Below are 16,386 nucleotides of genomic sequence, written 5' to 3'. Positions count from 1 at the left end.
GAATCCAGCATCGGCATCAAGAGCGGGCGACGGCAGGCCTCAATTGCCGTATGTGGACAAAGGTGTCCGTCAGTGCCTGTGGAGGAACACCGCGGAAGCAGGCTACGGCGTGGAGCTTCGCTGCTTTGCGAGCCGTTCGCGGCGCAAAGCCACGCGGCGCCGGCGCTGGTTCGCCAGCGACACGAGGAGCGGCGGGACGTGTACGCCCTGGGCCGCCATCTGGCGGCGTACTTTGCGGCGGGTCATGAGGATCAAGACCGTACCCACGAGCAGGAACACGAACTGCACGCTCAATGCGATGCGGAAGGACGCCAGGCCGTACAGCTCCCCGCCCGAGAAACCGCTGGTATGGAGAATGTCGAGGATGAGCCCCACCAAGTAGATCGTCAGGAGCGCCGCAACGAAGCCGCCCACGTTGACGATTCCCGTGGCGGTACCGATCCTGTGGGAAGGATTGAATGTCCGGGCAAAATCGAATCCGATCATGGACCCGGGACCACCGATGGCCAGGGCGACCACCAGCAAGCCAAGCAACCACAGGGGCGCCCTGCTCGGCAACAGCAGGACCGCAGCCCAGGCAAGGGCGGTAGCCGCCGTAATCAGGAGGACCATGGCCGAGCGCCGCATCGGGTGCCGGGCCACGAAGGTTCCAAACAAGGGCCCCACAAGAATGCTGGTGACGACGAACAGCCCCATCAGGGCTGACACGGTGGCCGGGTTCAGGCCCTGCGCCGACACCAGGAACGGGTAGCCCCAGGACATGGCGAAGACGTTACCGCTGAACTGGACAGTGAAATGGCACCAAAGTCCCAGACGCGTCCCGGGCTGCCGCCATGCACGGGCCAGGGTCACCCCTGTGGCGCGTAGCCCTTGGGTGCTCTCCCGGGGCGGGTGACCCGGCGGAACGTCCCTGAGCAAGGCGAGGACAAGGACGACCGCAAGCGCGGACAACGAGCTCAACGCGAGGAAGGCCGTATTCCAGCCGGCCGAATGAAGGACCAGGGCGAACGGCACCACACTGATGAGCTGGCCGAGCTGGCCCGACATTCCGGTCAGCTGTGTGACGAGCGGAACCCTTGCCGGCGCGAACCAGATCGGCACAAGGCGGATCACGGAGACGAAGGTCATCGCATCACCGGCGCCTACGAGAACCCGGCCGAGTACGCCCGCCGGAACAGCGTCGGCATAAGCCAACTGGAGTTGGCCGAGGCCCATGAGCACGGCACCGCTGGCAATCATGGCGCGCGAGCCGAACCGGTCAACCAAGAGTCCGACCGGTATCTGGAGGCCCGCATAAACCAGCAGCTGAAGCACAGTGAAGAAAGAAATAGCCGCCGCGCTGGCATGGAACCGTTCGGTAGCCTCCAGTCCGGACACACCAAAGGATGTGCGCTGGGCGACTGCCACGAGGTAGGCAAGCACCCCTATCGTCCAAATGAGCCAGGCGCGGGGTGCGTTCACCCTTCCATTATGCCCGGGGCTGCATTAAAGCTGCTTTATGGGCGCGCATCTTTACGTGCGAGATACGCCTCAACGGCCGCGCCCAGGTCCTCGGCGTTGGGCAGTTCGTCGTTCTCGTCGGCGAGCAGGGAACGGCGCACGGTTCCCTCGGCCTTGTCGTCGTAGCGGGACTCCAGCTTTGAAACCACGTGTTGGACGTCCTCGGATGCTTCCACTTGTTCTGCGATCTGCCTGCCCACTTCCCTGCCGGCCTCACGAAGGCGGTCCGTCGGCAACATCAGGGACGTGGCCGCCCCCAGGTATTCCAGTCCCGCCACCGCAGCGGGCGGGTACTCGGCATCCGCGAGGTAGTGCGGAACGTGGATGACGTACCCGGCCACTTTCCGCCCGGCTTCGATGAGCCTCAGTTCCAGGATGTGGCCAATGGCCGAAGGAACCTCGACAGTCGGCTTCCATGTGGAAATGCCCTCGATGAGTTCCGGGCGGTTTCCGTGCACGGTTACGCCGACCGGGCGGGTGTGCGGAACCGGCATGGGAATGGAGTGGATCCAGGTCACCAGGTTGACGTCCAGTTTCTCCACGATCCCTACGACGGCGCGCGCGAAACGCTCCCATTGGAGGTCCGGTTCAAAACCGGCAAGCAACAGGAACGGCTCGCCCAAGCCGTCATTCAGCTTGTAAAGCGCCAGTTGGGGTGCTTTGTAGTCCTCAAGGTGGTCTTCGACAAAGCTGATGTGGGGACGGCGCGTGCGGTAGTCGATGAGCTGGTCGGCGTCGAACACAGCCACCGTTTCGACTTCGAGCGTATCCAGCAGTTCCCGGTTGATCTGCTGGACCACATGGCCGGCATCAGCGAATCCCGTGAAGCCCATCAGCATGTTGAGGCCCCTGATTTCCGGGCTGTGGAAGAGCTCGATGTTGCTCGCGTAGAGCGACTCAGGGTCAAGGAGTGAGCCGGAAATCCGTTCAAACACGGCATGTTCCTTTCGCAGTTTCAAGTTCTTGGAGGAGCAGGCGGCTGCACACCGCGGCAGATGCCTCGGCGGCCGGCCACGCTCCATGTATTGGTACAACGCCCCGGACGGGCCGCGCATTCCTGTCGGCCAATGTGCCGCAACTCTCATTTAATTGCTTTCCGGCGCGGCAGACAGACTACGATCGAGACGTGCCGCCGTGTGCGGACCCAAGCAACGACGGACGTTGTCACAAGCGGACAAACGGACGGGTACCAGGGCCGGGCGCCTAACATGCAGCCCGGCCAAGCCATGCAGAGAGAGATGAGGACAAATCCTCGTGGTGAAGACTACAGACATCACCCTTGGCACTATCGCCAAGGACCTGAAGAAGTCGCCCAGCGACGCACTCGTGATAGCCGTCGGACAGGGGGAAGGCGGACCGGTACTGCTCGGGAACCCGCTGGGGGCGAAGGCCGCGGAAACCCTCGCGGCTTCATTGGGCCTCCTCGGCATCACGGGAGCAGCCGATCAGGTACACCGTCTGCCGGGTCTTCCGGAGACCGGTTCGGGCGTCCTCGTCCTGGCAGGTGTCGGCAAGGTCGCCGACGACGCCCTCCTCCCAGAGGAAACCCTGCGCCGGGCCGCAGGATCGGCCGTCCGCCAATTGGCCGGTTTGTCGTCCGTGACGCTGGCCCTCCCGACGGCGTCCCTCGCCGACGTCGCGGCCGTCGCCGAAGGCGCTGTGCTGGGTTCCTATTCCTATACGGAGCACCGCTCCAGCAAGGATGGCCTCAAGGATCCGGTCGGCAAGGTCCTGATCCACACGGCATTTGACGGCAAGGATGTCCAGCCCGCGCTCGATCGGGCATTGCTCGTCGGACGCGCGGTCAACGCCACCCGCACCCTGGTCAACCAGCCTCCGAGCCACCTTTACCCGGAGTCCTTTGCCGAAGCTGCCAAGGAACTCTCCAAGGGTTTGCCCGTGAAGGTAACCGTGTGGGACGAAAAGCGCCTCGAAAAGGACGGTTTCGGCGGAATCCTTGGCGTTGGAAAGGGTTCAACCCGCCAGCCCCGCCTCGTCAAGGTGGAATATTCCCCGGCCAAGGCCACCAAGAAGATCGCTCTTGTCGGCAAGGGCATCACTTTTGACACGGGCGGCATTTCCATCAAGCCGGCCCTCGGCATGGGCGACATGAAGAGCGACATGGCGGGCGCCGCCGTCGTACTTAATACTGTCCTGGCAGTCGCGGGACTCGGGTTGCCCGTCAAGGTGACCGCATGGCTCTGCATCGCCGAGAACATGCCGTCCGGCGCTGCACAGCGGCCGGCAGACGTCCTCACCGTGTACGGCGGCAAGACGGTCGAGGTCCTTAACACCGATGCCGAGGGACGCCTGGTCATGGCGGACGGACTGGTCGCGGCGAGCCTCGAGCAGCCGGATGCCATCATCGACGTCGCGACTCTGACAGGCGCCCAGCTGATCGCCCTCGGCGACCGCACTGCCGGTGTCATGGGTTCCGACGCCGTCACGGGCGCCCTCAAGTCCGCGGCAGACCGCGCGGGCGAGCTCATCTGGCCGATGCCGCTGCCGGAAGAACTGCGGGCAAGCCTTGACTCGCAGGTTGCTGACATCGCCAACATCGGCGAACGCCATGGCGGAATGATGACCGCGGCCGTGTTCCTGCGAGAGTTCGTCGGCAAGGATGCCGAGGGCAAGCAGATCCCCTGGGCACACGTCGACATCGCCGGCCCGTCCTTCAACAACGGCAGCCCCTACGGCTACACGCCCAAGCAAGGCACCGGCTGCACCGTCAGGACGCTGCTCGCCTACGTCGAAGACGTGCTGGCGACGGCCTAAGCAAGTCCCCAAGTGGGGCCGGTTTATGACCGGCCCCACGGCCCGACGTGAGTCTGGCCACAAGCGCCCCACAAAAGCCTCGGCAGGGTGGAGCATGGATAAGTGGTTCGCTAAGGTGAACCACGGTAGTCACAAATGCAAGAGAACTTCGGTGCTGGCATAATCGCGGCAGTACAAGTTCCAAGACCAGATGACGCGTAGTCGCGTGTCATCGCTCACGCGAGGGAGCGTCCTAGTGGCCGATCAGGCAACTGCGCAAGAATTCGACATCCTGGTACTCGGTGGCGGCAGCGGCGGCTACGCCACGGCTCTGCGTGCCGTTCAGCTTGGTTTCACCGTTGGTCTCGTCGAGAAGGGAAAGCTCGGCGGCACCTGCCTGCACAACGGGTGTATCCCCACCAAGGCACTGCTGCACTCGGCCGAACTGGCCGACCACGCACGCGATTCCGCCAAGTACGGCGTCAACGTCACGTTGGACAGCATCGACATCACAGCCGTGAACTCTTACAAGGACGGAATCGTCGCCGGTAAGTACAAGGGCCTGCAGGGACTCATCAAGTCCAAGGGCATCACGGTCATCGAAGGCGAAGGCAAGCTGCAGGGCACCGACACCGTCGTCGTGAACGGCACAGCCTACAAGGGCAAGAACATCGTCCTGGCCACGGGTTCCTACTCCCGTTCCCTCCCCGGCCTGGAAATCGGCGGCCGCGTCATCACGTCCGATGAAGCGCTGACCATGGACTACATCCCCAAGAGCGTCATCGTCCTCGGCGGCGGCGTCATCGGCGTCGAATTCGCTTCCGTGTGGAAGTCCTTCGGCGTCGACGTCACCATCGTCGAGGGCCTCCCCTCCCTCGTTCCCAACGAAGACACCGCCATCGTCAAGAACCTTGAGCGCGCCTTCAAGAAGCGCGGCATCAAGTTCAGCACCGGCGTCTTCTTCCAGGGCGTCGAGCAGGACGACAACGGCGTGAAGGTCACCTTGGTCGACGGCCAGACCTTCGAAGCCGATCTTCTCCTGGTTGCCGTAGGCCGTGGCCCCGTCACCGCCAACCTTGGTTACGAAGAGGCAGGGGTCACCATCGACCGCGGCTTCGTCATCACCAACGAACGCCTGCACACCGGCGTCGGCAACGTCTACGCCGTCGGCGACATCGTCCCGGGCGTTCAGCTGGCCCATCGCGGGTACCAGCAGGGCATCTTCGTCGCCGAAGAGATCGCCGGCCTGAACCCGGTGGTCGTCGAAGACGTGAACATCCCGAAGGTCACCTTCTGCGAACCTGAAATCGCCACCGTTGGCTACACCGAAAAGGGCGCCAAGGAGAAGTTCGGCGAGGACCAGGTCCAGACCCAGGAATACAACCTGGCCGGCAACGGCAAGAGCTCCATCCTGGGCACCGGCGGCATCGTGAAGGTCGTCCGCCAGAAGGACGGTCCCGTCGTCGGTATCCACATGATCGGTTCCCGCATGGGCGAGCAGATCGGCGAAGCACAGCTGATCGTCAACTGGGAAGCACACCCGGAGGACGTGGCCCAGTTCATCCACGCACACCCGACGCAGAACGAGACCCTGGGCGAAGTCCACCTCGCGCTGGCAGGCAAGCCGCTCCACGGCTAAGTCTTTACGCAAGACACCCGGTCCTGCGCCCGCACGAACTGCGGGCGCAGGACCCCAGCAGGCAACACTCATCCGCACTAAAGATCAATAAGGAGAACGGGGACGACATGTCTGAATCCGTTAACTTGCCCGCCCTTGGTGAAAGCGTCACCGAAGGCACCGTCACTCGCTGGCTCAAGCAGGTTGGTGACCGAGTGGAAGTCGACGAGCCCCTGCTCGAAGTTTCCACCGACAAAGTAGACACTGAAATCCCGTCTCCTATTGCCGGCATCATCGAAGAAATCCTCGTAGCTGAAGACGAGACAGCCGAAGTCGGCGCTCCCCTGGTTCGGATCGGCAGCGGCAGCAACGGCGCTGCCGCGCCTGCAGCCGCACCGGTGGAAGAAGCACCGGCAGCTCCGGAACCAGCACCGGCCCCTGAAGCCGCACCGGCTCCCGCAGCTGCGCCGGCTCCCGCAGCCGAAGACGCCCCCGCCCCCGCCGCAGCTTCCGGTGAGGCATCGGGTCACGACGTGACTCTCCCCGCCCTGGGCGAAAGCGTCACCGAAGGCACCGTAACCCGCTGGCTCAAGGCCGTCGGCGACACCGTCGAGGTGGACGAGCCGCTCCTCGAGGTCTCCACCGACAAGGTCGACACCGAGATCCCCTCCCCCGTGGCCGGCACTTTGCTCGAGATCCGCGTCAACGAGGACGACACAGCCGAGGTCGGCTCCGTTCTTGCCGTCATCGGCTCCGGGGCGCCCGCCGCGGCAGCACCGGCACCCGCGGCTGCACCGGCACCCGTAGCAGCAGCACCCGCCGCAGCGGCACCGGTTGTTGAATCCGTACCGGCACCGGCGGCCCCCGCACCAGCAGCAGCACCGGCTGCCGCGGCGCCCGCAGCTCCGGCGCCGGCTGCCGCACCCACAGCGTCTTCGACCGAGTCGGGCTACGTCACCCCGCTCGTCCGGAAGCTTGCCAACCAGAACGGTGTCGACATCACCACCGTGGCGGGCACCGGCGTCGGTGGCCGTATCCGGAAGCAGGACGTGCTCGCCGCGGCCGACGCAATGAAAGCAGCAGCCGCCGCACCCGCCCCGGCAGCTCCCGCAGCCGCGAGCAAGCCTGCTGCCGCCCCCGTGGCGGCCTCCTCGCTCCGCGGAACCGTGGAGAAGGCTCCCCGCATCCGCCAGGTCATCGCCCGCCGCATGCGCGAGTCCCTCGAAACCTCAACGCAGCTGACCCAGGTGCACGAGGTCGACATGACCAAGATCGCCAAGCTCCGCCTCAAGGCCAAGGGCTCCTTCGAGGCCCAGAACGGCGTCAAGCTGACCTTCCTGCCGTTCATCGCCAAGGCCGTGGCCGAAGCCCTGAAGCAGCACCCCAAGCTGAACGCCGCGTACGACGAAGGCAAGCAGGAAATCACTTACCACAACGCGGAACACCTCGCGATCGCGGTGGACACCGACAAGGGCCTGCTGGTCCCGGTCATTTCCGACGCAGGCAACCTGAACCTTGCCGGCCTGGCCGGCAAGATCGCCGACGTCGCCGGCCGTACCCGCCAGGGGAAGATCGGTCCGGACGAGTTGTCCGGCGGTACCTTCAGCATCACCAACATCGGTTCTGTCGGCGCACTGTTCGACACGCCGATCATCAACCAGCCGCAGGTGGGTATCCTCGGCACCGGTGCCATCGTCAAGCGACCGGTCGTGGTTGCCGACGCGAACGGCGATGACTCGATCGCCATCCGCTCCATGATGTACCTGTCCCTGACGTACGACCACCGCCTGGTTGACGGTGCTGACGCCGGCCGCTTCCTCCAGACCCTCAAGGCCCGCCTTGAGGAAGGCGCGTTCGAAGCCGACCTGGGCCTCTGATTCCAGCGAACATATAGCGACCCGTACCTCCTGACGGTGCGGATCACGACGACGGGAAGGTCCCGACGGGAAACCGCCGGGGCCTTCCCGTTTTTCATGCCAGGATATTGCTCCGTGGCTTTGCTACGGCACGTAGAAGATTCTGGCTAAGCTGGAGCCATGACTATCCTCTTCAACGTCCTGCTGTTCTTGCACATCGTCGGCGCAGCCATGATCGTGGGTTTTTGGATCGCCACCATGAAGCAGCCGACCGTTCACCCGCGTCAGCGCGATGGCGCCTTCGTGCAGCTGATCACCGGTGTTGCCATGATGGGAATCCTGCCCATGCTGCCCAATGCCGATCCCAACTACTTCAAGCTCGGCATCAAGTTCGCGATCGGCCTCGCCGTGGCCGTTCTCGCCGTCATTGGCTCACGCAAGGTCAAGAAGGGCGAACCGGTCTCTACGGGATTGGCCCACGGCGTCGGCGGCCTGGCTTTGATCAACATCGCCATCGCCACGATCTGGCAGTAATCCCGGATAATCGCTGGCTGGAGCAAACTGAGCGGCCGCCTGGACCTTTCGTCCGGGCGGCCGTTGCCGCTTAAGCCGTTACCGCTTGAACCGTGGCAGTCACAATCCTCTGAGAGCGGACAAGCGGTGCGCCGCCGCCGTCGACTCCCTAGGATTGAACCCGGTGGCATCCGGTATCCGGATGCCAATTCGCAACGACGCTGAGGAGTGGACATGGCAACAACACGCACCGCACACACCGTATGGAACGGCAACCTGATCGAAGGCGCCGGCAACACCACGCTGGACAGCTCCGGGCTCGGAACCTTCAACGTCACCTGGAAGGCCCGCGCGGAGTCCGCAGAGGGCAAGACGAGCCCCGAAGAGCTGATTGCTGCCGCACACTCGGCATGCTACTCGATGGCCTTCAGCAACGGCGTCGCAGGCGCAGGCTTCACGCCGGAAGAGGTCAACACCAAGGCCGATGTCACCTTCCAGCCAGGCGAAGGCATCACGGGCATCCACCTGACCGTGAGCGCACGCATCCCGGGTGTCTCCGAAGAAGAGTTCCAGCGCCTCGCCGAAGACGCCAAGGTCAACTGCCCGGTATCCCAGGCACTCCGGGCAACGCCGATCACGCTGGATGCCACGCTCGCTTCCTAGCGGCACCACGTCCGAAACCTGTCCAAAAAGCGAGTCCCCGCCTTTCCTTCCGGAAGGGCGGGGACTTCGTCTTGTGGGCCTCCGGCTAGCCCTTTTGCGGCCGCGCGGGCAACGCAGCCGGGCGGAGCTTGCGGTAGCCTGCACGCAGGGGTGGCCGGTCTGTGGGTAGCTCCTGCACCATTTCCTTGAGGGCCCCGATCCCGTACTCCAACTGGGGATCGGTGCCGGCCGCATAGGCGTGGGGCGGGAACACCACTTCGATGTCAGGCTCAACCCCGAAGTTCTCCACGCTCCACCCGATGCCACCGGAGAACCACGTGGCATAGCGAGGCTGGGTCACGCCGGTGCCGTCAGCCAAGGCGAAACGGTTGTCGATGCCCACGACGCCGCCCCAGGTCCGGGTGCCGATGACCGGGCCGATGCCGCGGAGTTTGGACACCTGCGTGATGATGTCACCGTCCGAGCCGGCGAATTCGTCGGCGAGGATAATGACGGGGCCGCGCGGAGCGTGATGCGGATAAGTACGCGGCTTTTCGCCGCGGGGCATGCTCCAGCCGGTGACCTTGCGGCCGATCAGTTCAGCCACGAGCTGGGAGGTGTGGCCGCCACGGTTCCGGCGTACGTCGACAATCAAGCCGTCCAGCGCGGTCTCGGTATCAAGATCCCTGTGAAGCTGCGCCCAGCCGTTGGCCATCATGTCCGGAACATGCAGATAGCCGAACTTTCCGTCCGAGGCCTCGCGCACAGTGCGCCTGTTGGCGTGCACCCATTCCTGGTACCGCAAGCGTTCCTCGTCCTTTACCGGAACAACAGCGATCCGCCGCTGCTGGCCAGCCGCCTCGCCGTGCCCAGCGCCATTCAGGAGCGTGAGTTCCACGGTCCGGCCCGCTGCGCCCACCAGTTGTTTGGCGGGAGTACGGTCTGCGGAGAGCCCGACGCCGTCGATCGCCAGGACAACGTCGCCCACCTTCGCGTCGGATCCCGGCCGCGTCAGCGGCGAGTTGGCGAGGGGGTCGGAAGAGTCTCCGGCGAGGATCCGCGTGATCTCCCAGCCGGCCTCCGTGAGCTTGAGGTCGGCGCCGAGCCGGCCCTGTCCATTGCTCCCGGGTTCGCCCACGGCCGCCGGACGCACGTAAGCGTGGGAAGTGCCCAGCTCACCGTGCAGTTCCCACAGAAGGTCCACCAAGTCGTCGTGCGAGCCGAGGCGTTCGACGACGGGCCGGTACCGTGCGTGCACCGAATCCCAGTCCTGGCCCGCCATGTCTTCCGTCCAGAAGAAGTCCCGCTGCAGCCGCCACGCTTCGTCGAAGGCCTGCCCCCACACCGCCAAAGGATCCATGACTACCCGGATCCGGTTCAGCTCAACCTTGACGAGCTCGCCCGATTCTTCTTCAACCTTGGTATCGGACGGTACGGCGATAACCTGCTTGTCGTTCACGAAGACCAGTTTCTTGCCGTCTCCGGACAGTCGGTAACGCTCAACCGCGGAGGCTAATGTGGCCTGCTTCTGCTTCGAAAGCTCGTAGCGGACCAAAGCCGGAGCGGGTGCCTTGTCCTGCACCTTGCCGCGGCCGTCTCCCGTGACACCTGAGAGCGGGGTGTCGAGCCACAGCAATGCGCCGCTGGAAGCCGAAAGCGCCGAGTAGTTGCCCTGCGGCACGGGGACGCCGATGACGCGCAAGGGCAGCCCTTCACGGTCCACATGGACCCTGACGGTCGCCCCGGCACCATCTCCCACACCGTCCTTCGCGCCGTTCGTCTGTGCGGGTGGTGCGTCTTCATCCTCGTCCAGCAGATCCACTACCGGGCCGAAGGGAGATGGAGTGGCTGCGGCGAGTGCCACGAGGTACGGCTTGATGGGGCTGGGGAACGACAAGTCGAAGGCATGGCCGTCGTAGACGGGATCAAAGCTGCGGTTCGAGAGGAACGCCAGGAATTTGCCGTCGGGAGTGAATGCCGGCGATTCGTCGCAGAAGCGGCCGTCGGTGACATCCACGATGTCTTCCGGGCTGGCGATGTTGACCATGCGCAACTTGCTCCGCGAGCCAAAGGATGTCACAGGCTCGGACCATGCGAGCCATTGCGAGTCCGGCGACCATGCGAGGCTGTCGATGCTGCCATCCCCCACGCTGACAAGCGGCGACAAGGTGCCGCTGGCAGTGTCGGCCAGGTAGACGTCTCCGAACGCGGTACCCACGGCAAGCCACCGGCCATCGGGACTGGCTTCGAGGGCGCTTGGACGGGCCGCCCTGGGAAAATCGATCCGCAGGAAATCGATCTGTGATTCTTCGGCCCCGCCACTTGTGGTGCTGACAGGGGCGGCCTCACCATCCGCGGACGCCGTAGCGATCTCCGTGTGCGGCTGCGGCACCCGAACCTCGGACGTCGCGGGCTGTCCCGCAATGGCTGATGCCGAGACCGGGCGGGGCAGTTGTCCGGCCGCGGCTTCTTCAGCTTCGTGTGGCGCCGGTACTGCGTCCTTGACTGGCGCCTCGACGGCCGGCCGTGAGAAACGCGGGGCAATCCTCTTGATATAGATGGAATCGACGCCGTCGTGGTCTGCTACATAGGCGATGCGACCGTCAATGAGGGGCCGGGGAAGCCTTGCCCGCACGCCGGGAGTCGCTTCGACCACGCGGGACGGTCCGTCTTTGTGGCGCAGCCAGTGGATGGTTCCGTGGGATTCCACCGCACTGGCCGAACCGGTGGCGTTGGGGAAGACTTCGCCGAGATGGGCGGCGACTTTGAGGGGTGCGGGCCGGCGCGACTGGGATGCCGAGCCCAGGCTGACGTCCAGCCGTACCGCTTCGGCGTCGGCCTCGAGCGTCGGCAGGATCCACAACTCACCCGCCGATTCGAAGATGACCCGCTTGCCGTCGCTCGCAGCGTGCCGGACGTAGAAGTCCTCGTGATCGGTGTGCCGGCGCAGGTCCGAACCGTCCGGCTGCAGCGAGTAGAGATTCGCGTAGCCCTCGTGGTCCGAAAGGAAGGCGATCCGTCCGCCTACCCACAGCGGGTCCGCGAGGTTCCCGTCGAGCGCGGGAACCAAGCGGGCGAACTCGCCGTTCCCGTCGGCGTCGATCCACAGTTTTCCGGCAGTGCCGCCGCGGTACCGCTTCCACCAGGCAGGCTCGCGGGAAAGCACGCTGGCAAGGACCACGGGACGCTCGTCCCCCACTTCCGGGCCGAATGCCACTGATTCGACGGGGCCGAAGGGAAGCTCAACGGCGGGGCCGCCGTCGAGCGGCAAGGCGTAGGCGTGCGTGTGCCGCCCCTCGGCTTGTTCGAAGGCCGTGGTGACCACAACGTCGCCTGCGGAGGTGAATCCCTTGACCCGGGTGGTGCTGTGGCCGAAGTAGCTCAACTGCCGGTACCCGCCGCCGTCGACATTCGCTGTCACCACCTCGGGAGCGGCCCCCACGATCGTCGTCCAGACGAGCCGCTTGCCGTCCGGGGTGAAGCGGGGATTGCGTGCAGGGAGCTGCTGGGCCGAAATCCGCCACGCGCGGCCTCCGGCCACGGGCGCAATCCAAACGTCGTCTTCGGCCACGAAAGTGATCAAATCACCGTGCAAATGCGGGAAACGGAAGTAGCTGGAGGAGGTCATTGTTCGATCATAGTCAAAGGTGAAGCGAGCCTTTTGAGGCCTGCCGTAATGCCGAAGTGACGCTCGCCATGATGAGATGAGGCATGCGAATCGTGATATCGGGTGCTTCAGGATTCATTGGAACCGCGCTTTCCGCGCGTCTCCTCGGCAGCGGGCACGACGTCGTGCGGTTGGTCCGCCGTCCGCCTGCAGGGGCAAATGAGGCATTTTGGGATCCGGCCGCGGGCCAACTGGATGAGGCGGTACTCGACGGCGCAGGCGCCGTGGTCAACCTCTCCGGGGCAGGCATCGGGGAGCGCCGCTGGAGCAAGGCGCGCGTGCGGGACATCATCGACTCACGCTTGCGGACAACAAAAACGCTCACGGCGGCCATGGGACGGCTGGGCACTCCGCCCGGAACGTTCCTGAGCCAGTCGGCGTCGGGTTACTACGGTTCGTCCCGCGCCGGCCTGCTCCGGGAGGACGCAGGGCCAGGCAAAGGCATGCTGGCCACCCTGTGCGTCGATTGGGAGGCCGCCGCCCATACGGCACCTGCCGGCGTACGGGTGGTGACGCCGCGTACCGGGGTGGTCCTCAGCCCTGATGGCGGAGCGTTGGGGCCGCTCCTTCCGTTGCTGAAGATGGGTGTGGGCGGACCGTTGGGAAACGGCCGGCAATATTGGCCGTGGATTTCCCTGGTGGATGAAGTTTCCGCCTTCGAATACCTGCTTAACTCGTCGCTTGAAGGTCCCGTCAACGTGTGCGCCCCCGAAAGCGCGGATGTCAACGCGATCGTTGCGCAACTGGCGGCTGCCCTGCACCGGCCGGCGTTCCTGCGCGTACCCGCCCCGGCCCTGCGCCTCGCCCTTGGGAGCCATCTGGCAGAGGAACTTGTCCTTGCCAACCAGCGCATGGAACCGGCAAGGCTGATGGACTCAGGCTTTGCCTGGCAGCACCCCGCGCTGGCGGACGCCGCCCGATGGGTGGCAAACGGCGGCAAATGAGCCCCTAAGGCTGCTTGGCCAGGATCTCCGTGATCCGCCACGAGTCCCCGCCGCGCTGGAGGACCAGCCTGAGTTCCTGTGGCTTGCCCGGGGGACGCGCCCGGACGACCGTCCCCGCGGCGTCCCGTTCTTCATAAGCCGAGGTTGCCACCGTGACAGCAACCGTCGCCCGGTCCGGGCCGGGAACGCCTTCCACTCTCACGCTCGTCAAGATGGTGGAAAAGCCCGCGAGAACCAAGCCGGCGCCGATCAATTCGTCCCTGAGCTTTCCATCCGAGGCGGCAGCCGCTGAGCCCTGTACATTGACGAGGTCCAGCAGCTCGAACTTGCCGGAACTCAACGCTGTGTCCCGGATCGCAGACAGCCCCCTGATGGCTTCCTCGGGGTTTTCGGATCGGATCTGGCCCAGTACCGCCGTGGGAATCCCGTCAAGGACGGTTCCCTGCCGGGTATTGCGCGGTTCGTTTGCGCTCCGGTCTTCCTGGCCAGTCGTCGACGCCGGGCCAGGCGTCGGCGACCCTGCTCCCGGTCCCAGATCGCCGGCCCACCACACTGTGCCAGCCCACCACACTGCGGCTCCTGATCCGGCGCCCACAACTATCCCGAGGGCGAGCACAAGAGACGCCACCCGCCGTCGGGCGGAAGCCGGAGCTACCGCCCGCCGGTGCCTGTGTCCCACCCCCGGCGGGCGGGAGCGGCTGAAAAGCACCGCGATGCGGGCGCGCTTCGAGCGGCGATCAGAAGCCCGACGCCGGGTCATCAGTTCAGGAACAACCGTCGCATGCACCGACGCAGAAAGGTCCACGGCTTCCGGCGCTGCGCTCCTGTAGATGGCAACACCCAATTCGGCCGCAGAAGGCCGCTGCTCCCCGTCGGGATGGAGCCCGGCCTCGATGGCGACGGCAAGGGCTGTGGGGACCGCGGGCACGAGCAATGTCAGCGGCGGCCGGCGGGCCGCAGTGTCAGGCGCGGAGCCGGTGAGGCAATACCAGCCAAGGGCGGCGAGGGCGTAGGTGTCGCGTTGCGGCTGGAGTTCCGCGGTCCCCGGGATAATCGGATCAGGATCCACGAATCCGGGGGTTCCGGAGTCTGGGACCCCCGAGGCGTCCCCCACCACGCGGGAAATGCCCATGTCCGAGAGGAGCGGCTTCCCTTGGGCGGTGAAGAGGACATTTCCGGGCGAAACATCGGAGTGTGTCATGCCTTGGCGATGCAGATAGGCCAAGGCCTGCGCCAGGGGCGTCAGGATAGTCACCGTCTCGCCCACGCCAAGACGCCCCCTGCTGGACACCAACTGCGCAAGCGATCCCCCGGGGGCGTAGTCCATGACCACGCCCAAGCCGCCGCCAAAGGATCCTGCCAACTCAACGACGCCACGGACCTTCACGAGGTGCTCGTGGTCCAGCCTGGACAGAAGCTGCACTTCACGGAGCAGGGATGACTTGGACTCGCATGAATCCACAATCGGCGGTTTCCGGTCGAGGCATTTCACGGCGAAATTGTTTCCCGACCGCTGCTCCGTTGCGAGCCACACCGTGGCGCTCCCTCCGCGGCCCAGCTCACGGACCGGAAGAAAACCCGGGATCACGGGTTCGGAAGGTTCGGTCCCCTGGGAGGGCACGGCCCCGTCTTGGTCTTGGCCGCTCCCGCCTGGCGAAAAAGTCTCCATGCCTCAACAAATACCGGAAATCGCGGATTGCCGCAGAAGTTATCCACAGGCCAGGGACCGGAGCCCCGCAACCCGGCCGAGTACGACTGAGAGCTTGGCCACAAAATCATGGCCTGCGCCCGGCGGGGTCTAAGCTTGTCCCCATGACTCTTGAGTTTTCACAGCTGGGTCTTGCCCCGGATTTCGTTGACTACATGCAGGGCTGGGATATCCAGCGCGAACTCCACAACAAGGTTGTTGCCGGCGAGAAACCCAGCACCGTCCTGCTCCTTGAGCACGCCGCGGTCTACACGGCAGGCAAGCTCACGGAGGACCACGAGCGCCCGTTTGACGGCACTCCCGTCGTTCCGGTGGACCGTGGCGGCAAATTGACCTGGCACGGACCGGGCCAGCTCATTGCCTACCCCATCCTCAAGTTGAAGAACCGTGCCGGGATCCGTGACTACGTCGAGCGTCTCGAAGCCGTCATGATCGCGATCATGGAGGACTACGGGATCAAGGCCACGCGGGTCAAAGGCCGGGCAGGCGTCTGGGTCCTCGCCGACGAAAAGGGTCCGGACCGCAAGATCGCCGCAATCGGCATTCGCGTCCTGGACGGCGTCACCATGCACGGCGTGGCCATCAACTGCAGCAACGACCTCGCGCCCTACGCACAGATCATCGCGTGCGGCATCACCGACGCCAGCGTCACCACCATGTCCATTGAGACCGGCAGGACCATCAATCCGGCCGACATTGCTGAGCGCTTCGTGGAAGAGTTCCGCAAGCACGAAGAAGCACTCGTATCCAGCCCCGAAGGAGCACTCCAGTGACCCTGGCACCTGAAGGCCGTAAGCTGCTGCGCGTTGAACAGCGCAACAAAGCCGTCCCGGTCGAACGCAAGCCCGAGTGGATCAAGGCCAAGGTCCAGATGGGACCGGAATTCGTGGGCCTGAAGAACCTCGTGAAAAAAGAAGGCCTGCACACCGTCTGCGAGGAAGCCGGCTGCCCGAACATCTTCGAGTGCTGGGAAGACAAGGAAGCGACCTTCCTGATCGGCGGCTCCGAATGCACCCGCCGCTGCGATTTCTGCCAGATCGACACCGGCAAACCCTCCCCCGTGGACATGTTCGAACCCACCAAGGTCGCCCGCTCCGTCCAGGCCATGAACCTGCGCTACGCCACCGTCACCGGCGTCGCCCGCGACGACCTGGCAGACGAAGGCGTCTGGCTCTACGCCGAGA

11 protein-coding genes and 1 pseudogene are annotated in these 16,386 nt (G+C 65.0%); 8 read left to right on the top strand and 4 right to left on the bottom strand.

From position 1 onward, the window contains the following. Nucleotides 1–102: 102 nt before the first annotated feature. Both QRN52_RS06855 and QRN52_RS06850 read right to left on the bottom strand, forming a co-directional pair. On the bottom strand, nt 103–1,461 hold the full coding sequence (locus QRN52_RS06855; RefSeq protein ID WP_284751998.1) for an MFS transporter: 1,359 nt from the start codon (nt 1,459–1,461) through the stop codon (nt 103–105). A 35-nt stretch (nt 1,462–1,496) separates the two neighbouring features. Beyond that, complete coding sequence (locus QRN52_RS06850; protein WP_284751997.1) at nt 1,497–2,435, bottom strand: proteasome assembly chaperone family protein; 939 nt, start codon at nt 2,433–2,435, stop codon at nt 1,497–1,499. Between the two features lie 319 nt (nt 2,436–2,754). Between QRN52_RS06850 and QRN52_RS06845 the strand changes: the two genes are divergently transcribed. The 5 genes from QRN52_RS06845 (at nt 2,755) to QRN52_RS06825 (ending at nt 8,904) form a co-directional block, all read left to right on the top strand. Continuing rightward, complete coding sequence (locus QRN52_RS06845; RefSeq protein WP_284751996.1) at nt 2,755–4,275, top strand: leucyl aminopeptidase; 1,521 nt, start codon at nt 2,755–2,757, stop codon at nt 4,273–4,275. A gap of 235 nt (nt 4,276–4,510) precedes the next feature. Continuing rightward, the gene (lpdA, locus tag QRN52_RS06840) at nt 4,511–5,893 is read left to right on the top strand and encodes a dihydrolipoyl dehydrogenase (protein WP_284751995.1); all 1,383 of its coding nucleotides are present in this window, start codon (nt 4,511–4,513) and stop codon (nt 5,891–5,893) included. 107 nt (nt 5,894–6,000) lie between these two features. Further along, complete coding sequence (gene sucB, locus QRN52_RS06835; RefSeq protein WP_284751994.1) at nt 6,001–7,749, top strand: 2-oxoglutarate dehydrogenase, E2 component, dihydrolipoamide succinyltransferase; 1,749 nt, start codon at nt 6,001–6,003, stop codon at nt 7,747–7,749. 159 nt (nt 7,750–7,908) lie between these two features. After that, nucleotides 7,909–8,262: a hypothetical protein gene (locus QRN52_RS06830; protein WP_284751993.1), complete on the top strand. Its 354-nt coding sequence runs from the start codon at nt 7,909–7,911 to the stop codon at nt 8,260–8,262. Nucleotides 8,263–8,475: 213 nt separating this feature from the next. Beyond that, nucleotides 8,476–8,904, top strand: coding sequence for an OsmC family protein (locus QRN52_RS06825; protein ID WP_284751992.1), 429 nt, complete (start codon nt 8,476–8,478; stop codon nt 8,902–8,904). 85 nt (nt 8,905–8,989) lie between these two features. Here QRN52_RS06825 and QRN52_RS06820 read toward each other — a convergent pair whose 3' ends face one another. Next, nucleotides 8,990–12,511, bottom strand: a complete 3,522-nt coding sequence (locus QRN52_RS06820) for a S41 family peptidase (protein WP_284751991.1) — start codon at nt 12,509–12,511, stop codon at nt 8,990–8,992. An 83-nt stretch (nt 12,512–12,594) separates the two neighbouring features. Between QRN52_RS06820 and QRN52_RS06815 the strand changes: the two genes are divergently transcribed. Then, a complete protein-coding gene (locus QRN52_RS06815) occupies nt 12,595–13,494 on the top strand; it encodes a TIGR01777 family oxidoreductase (protein WP_284751990.1) in 900 nt (299 codons plus the stop codon). Between the two features lie 4 nt (nt 13,495–13,498). On the opposite strand, the gene QRN52_RS06810 is transcribed toward QRN52_RS06815, so the two are convergent. Further along, nucleotides 13,499–15,082, bottom strand: a complete 1,584-nt coding sequence (locus tag QRN52_RS06810) for a serine/threonine-protein kinase (protein WP_284752201.1) — start codon at nt 15,080–15,082, stop codon at nt 13,499–13,501. A gap of 224 nt (nt 15,083–15,306) precedes the next feature. Here QRN52_RS06810 and lipB point away from each other — a divergent pair, with 224 nt between their 5' ends. Next, complete coding sequence (lipB, locus tag QRN52_RS06805; protein ID WP_284751989.1) at nt 15,307–15,975, top strand: lipoyl(octanoyl) transferase LipB; 669 nt, start codon at nt 15,307–15,309, stop codon at nt 15,973–15,975. Then, nucleotides 15,972–16,386: pseudogene (locus QRN52_RS06800) on the top strand (lipoyl synthase); the annotation flags it as partial. The gene lipB and the pseudogene QRN52_RS06800, both read left to right, overlap by 4 nt.

This window comes from Arthrobacter sp. efr-133-R2A-120, from assembly GCF_030209835.1.
GTDB lineage: Bacteria > Actinomycetota > Actinomycetes > Actinomycetales > Micrococcaceae > Arthrobacter.
The sequence above is the reverse complement of the archived record's forward strand: the minus strand, read 5'-3'. Positions and strand labels throughout refer to the sequence as shown.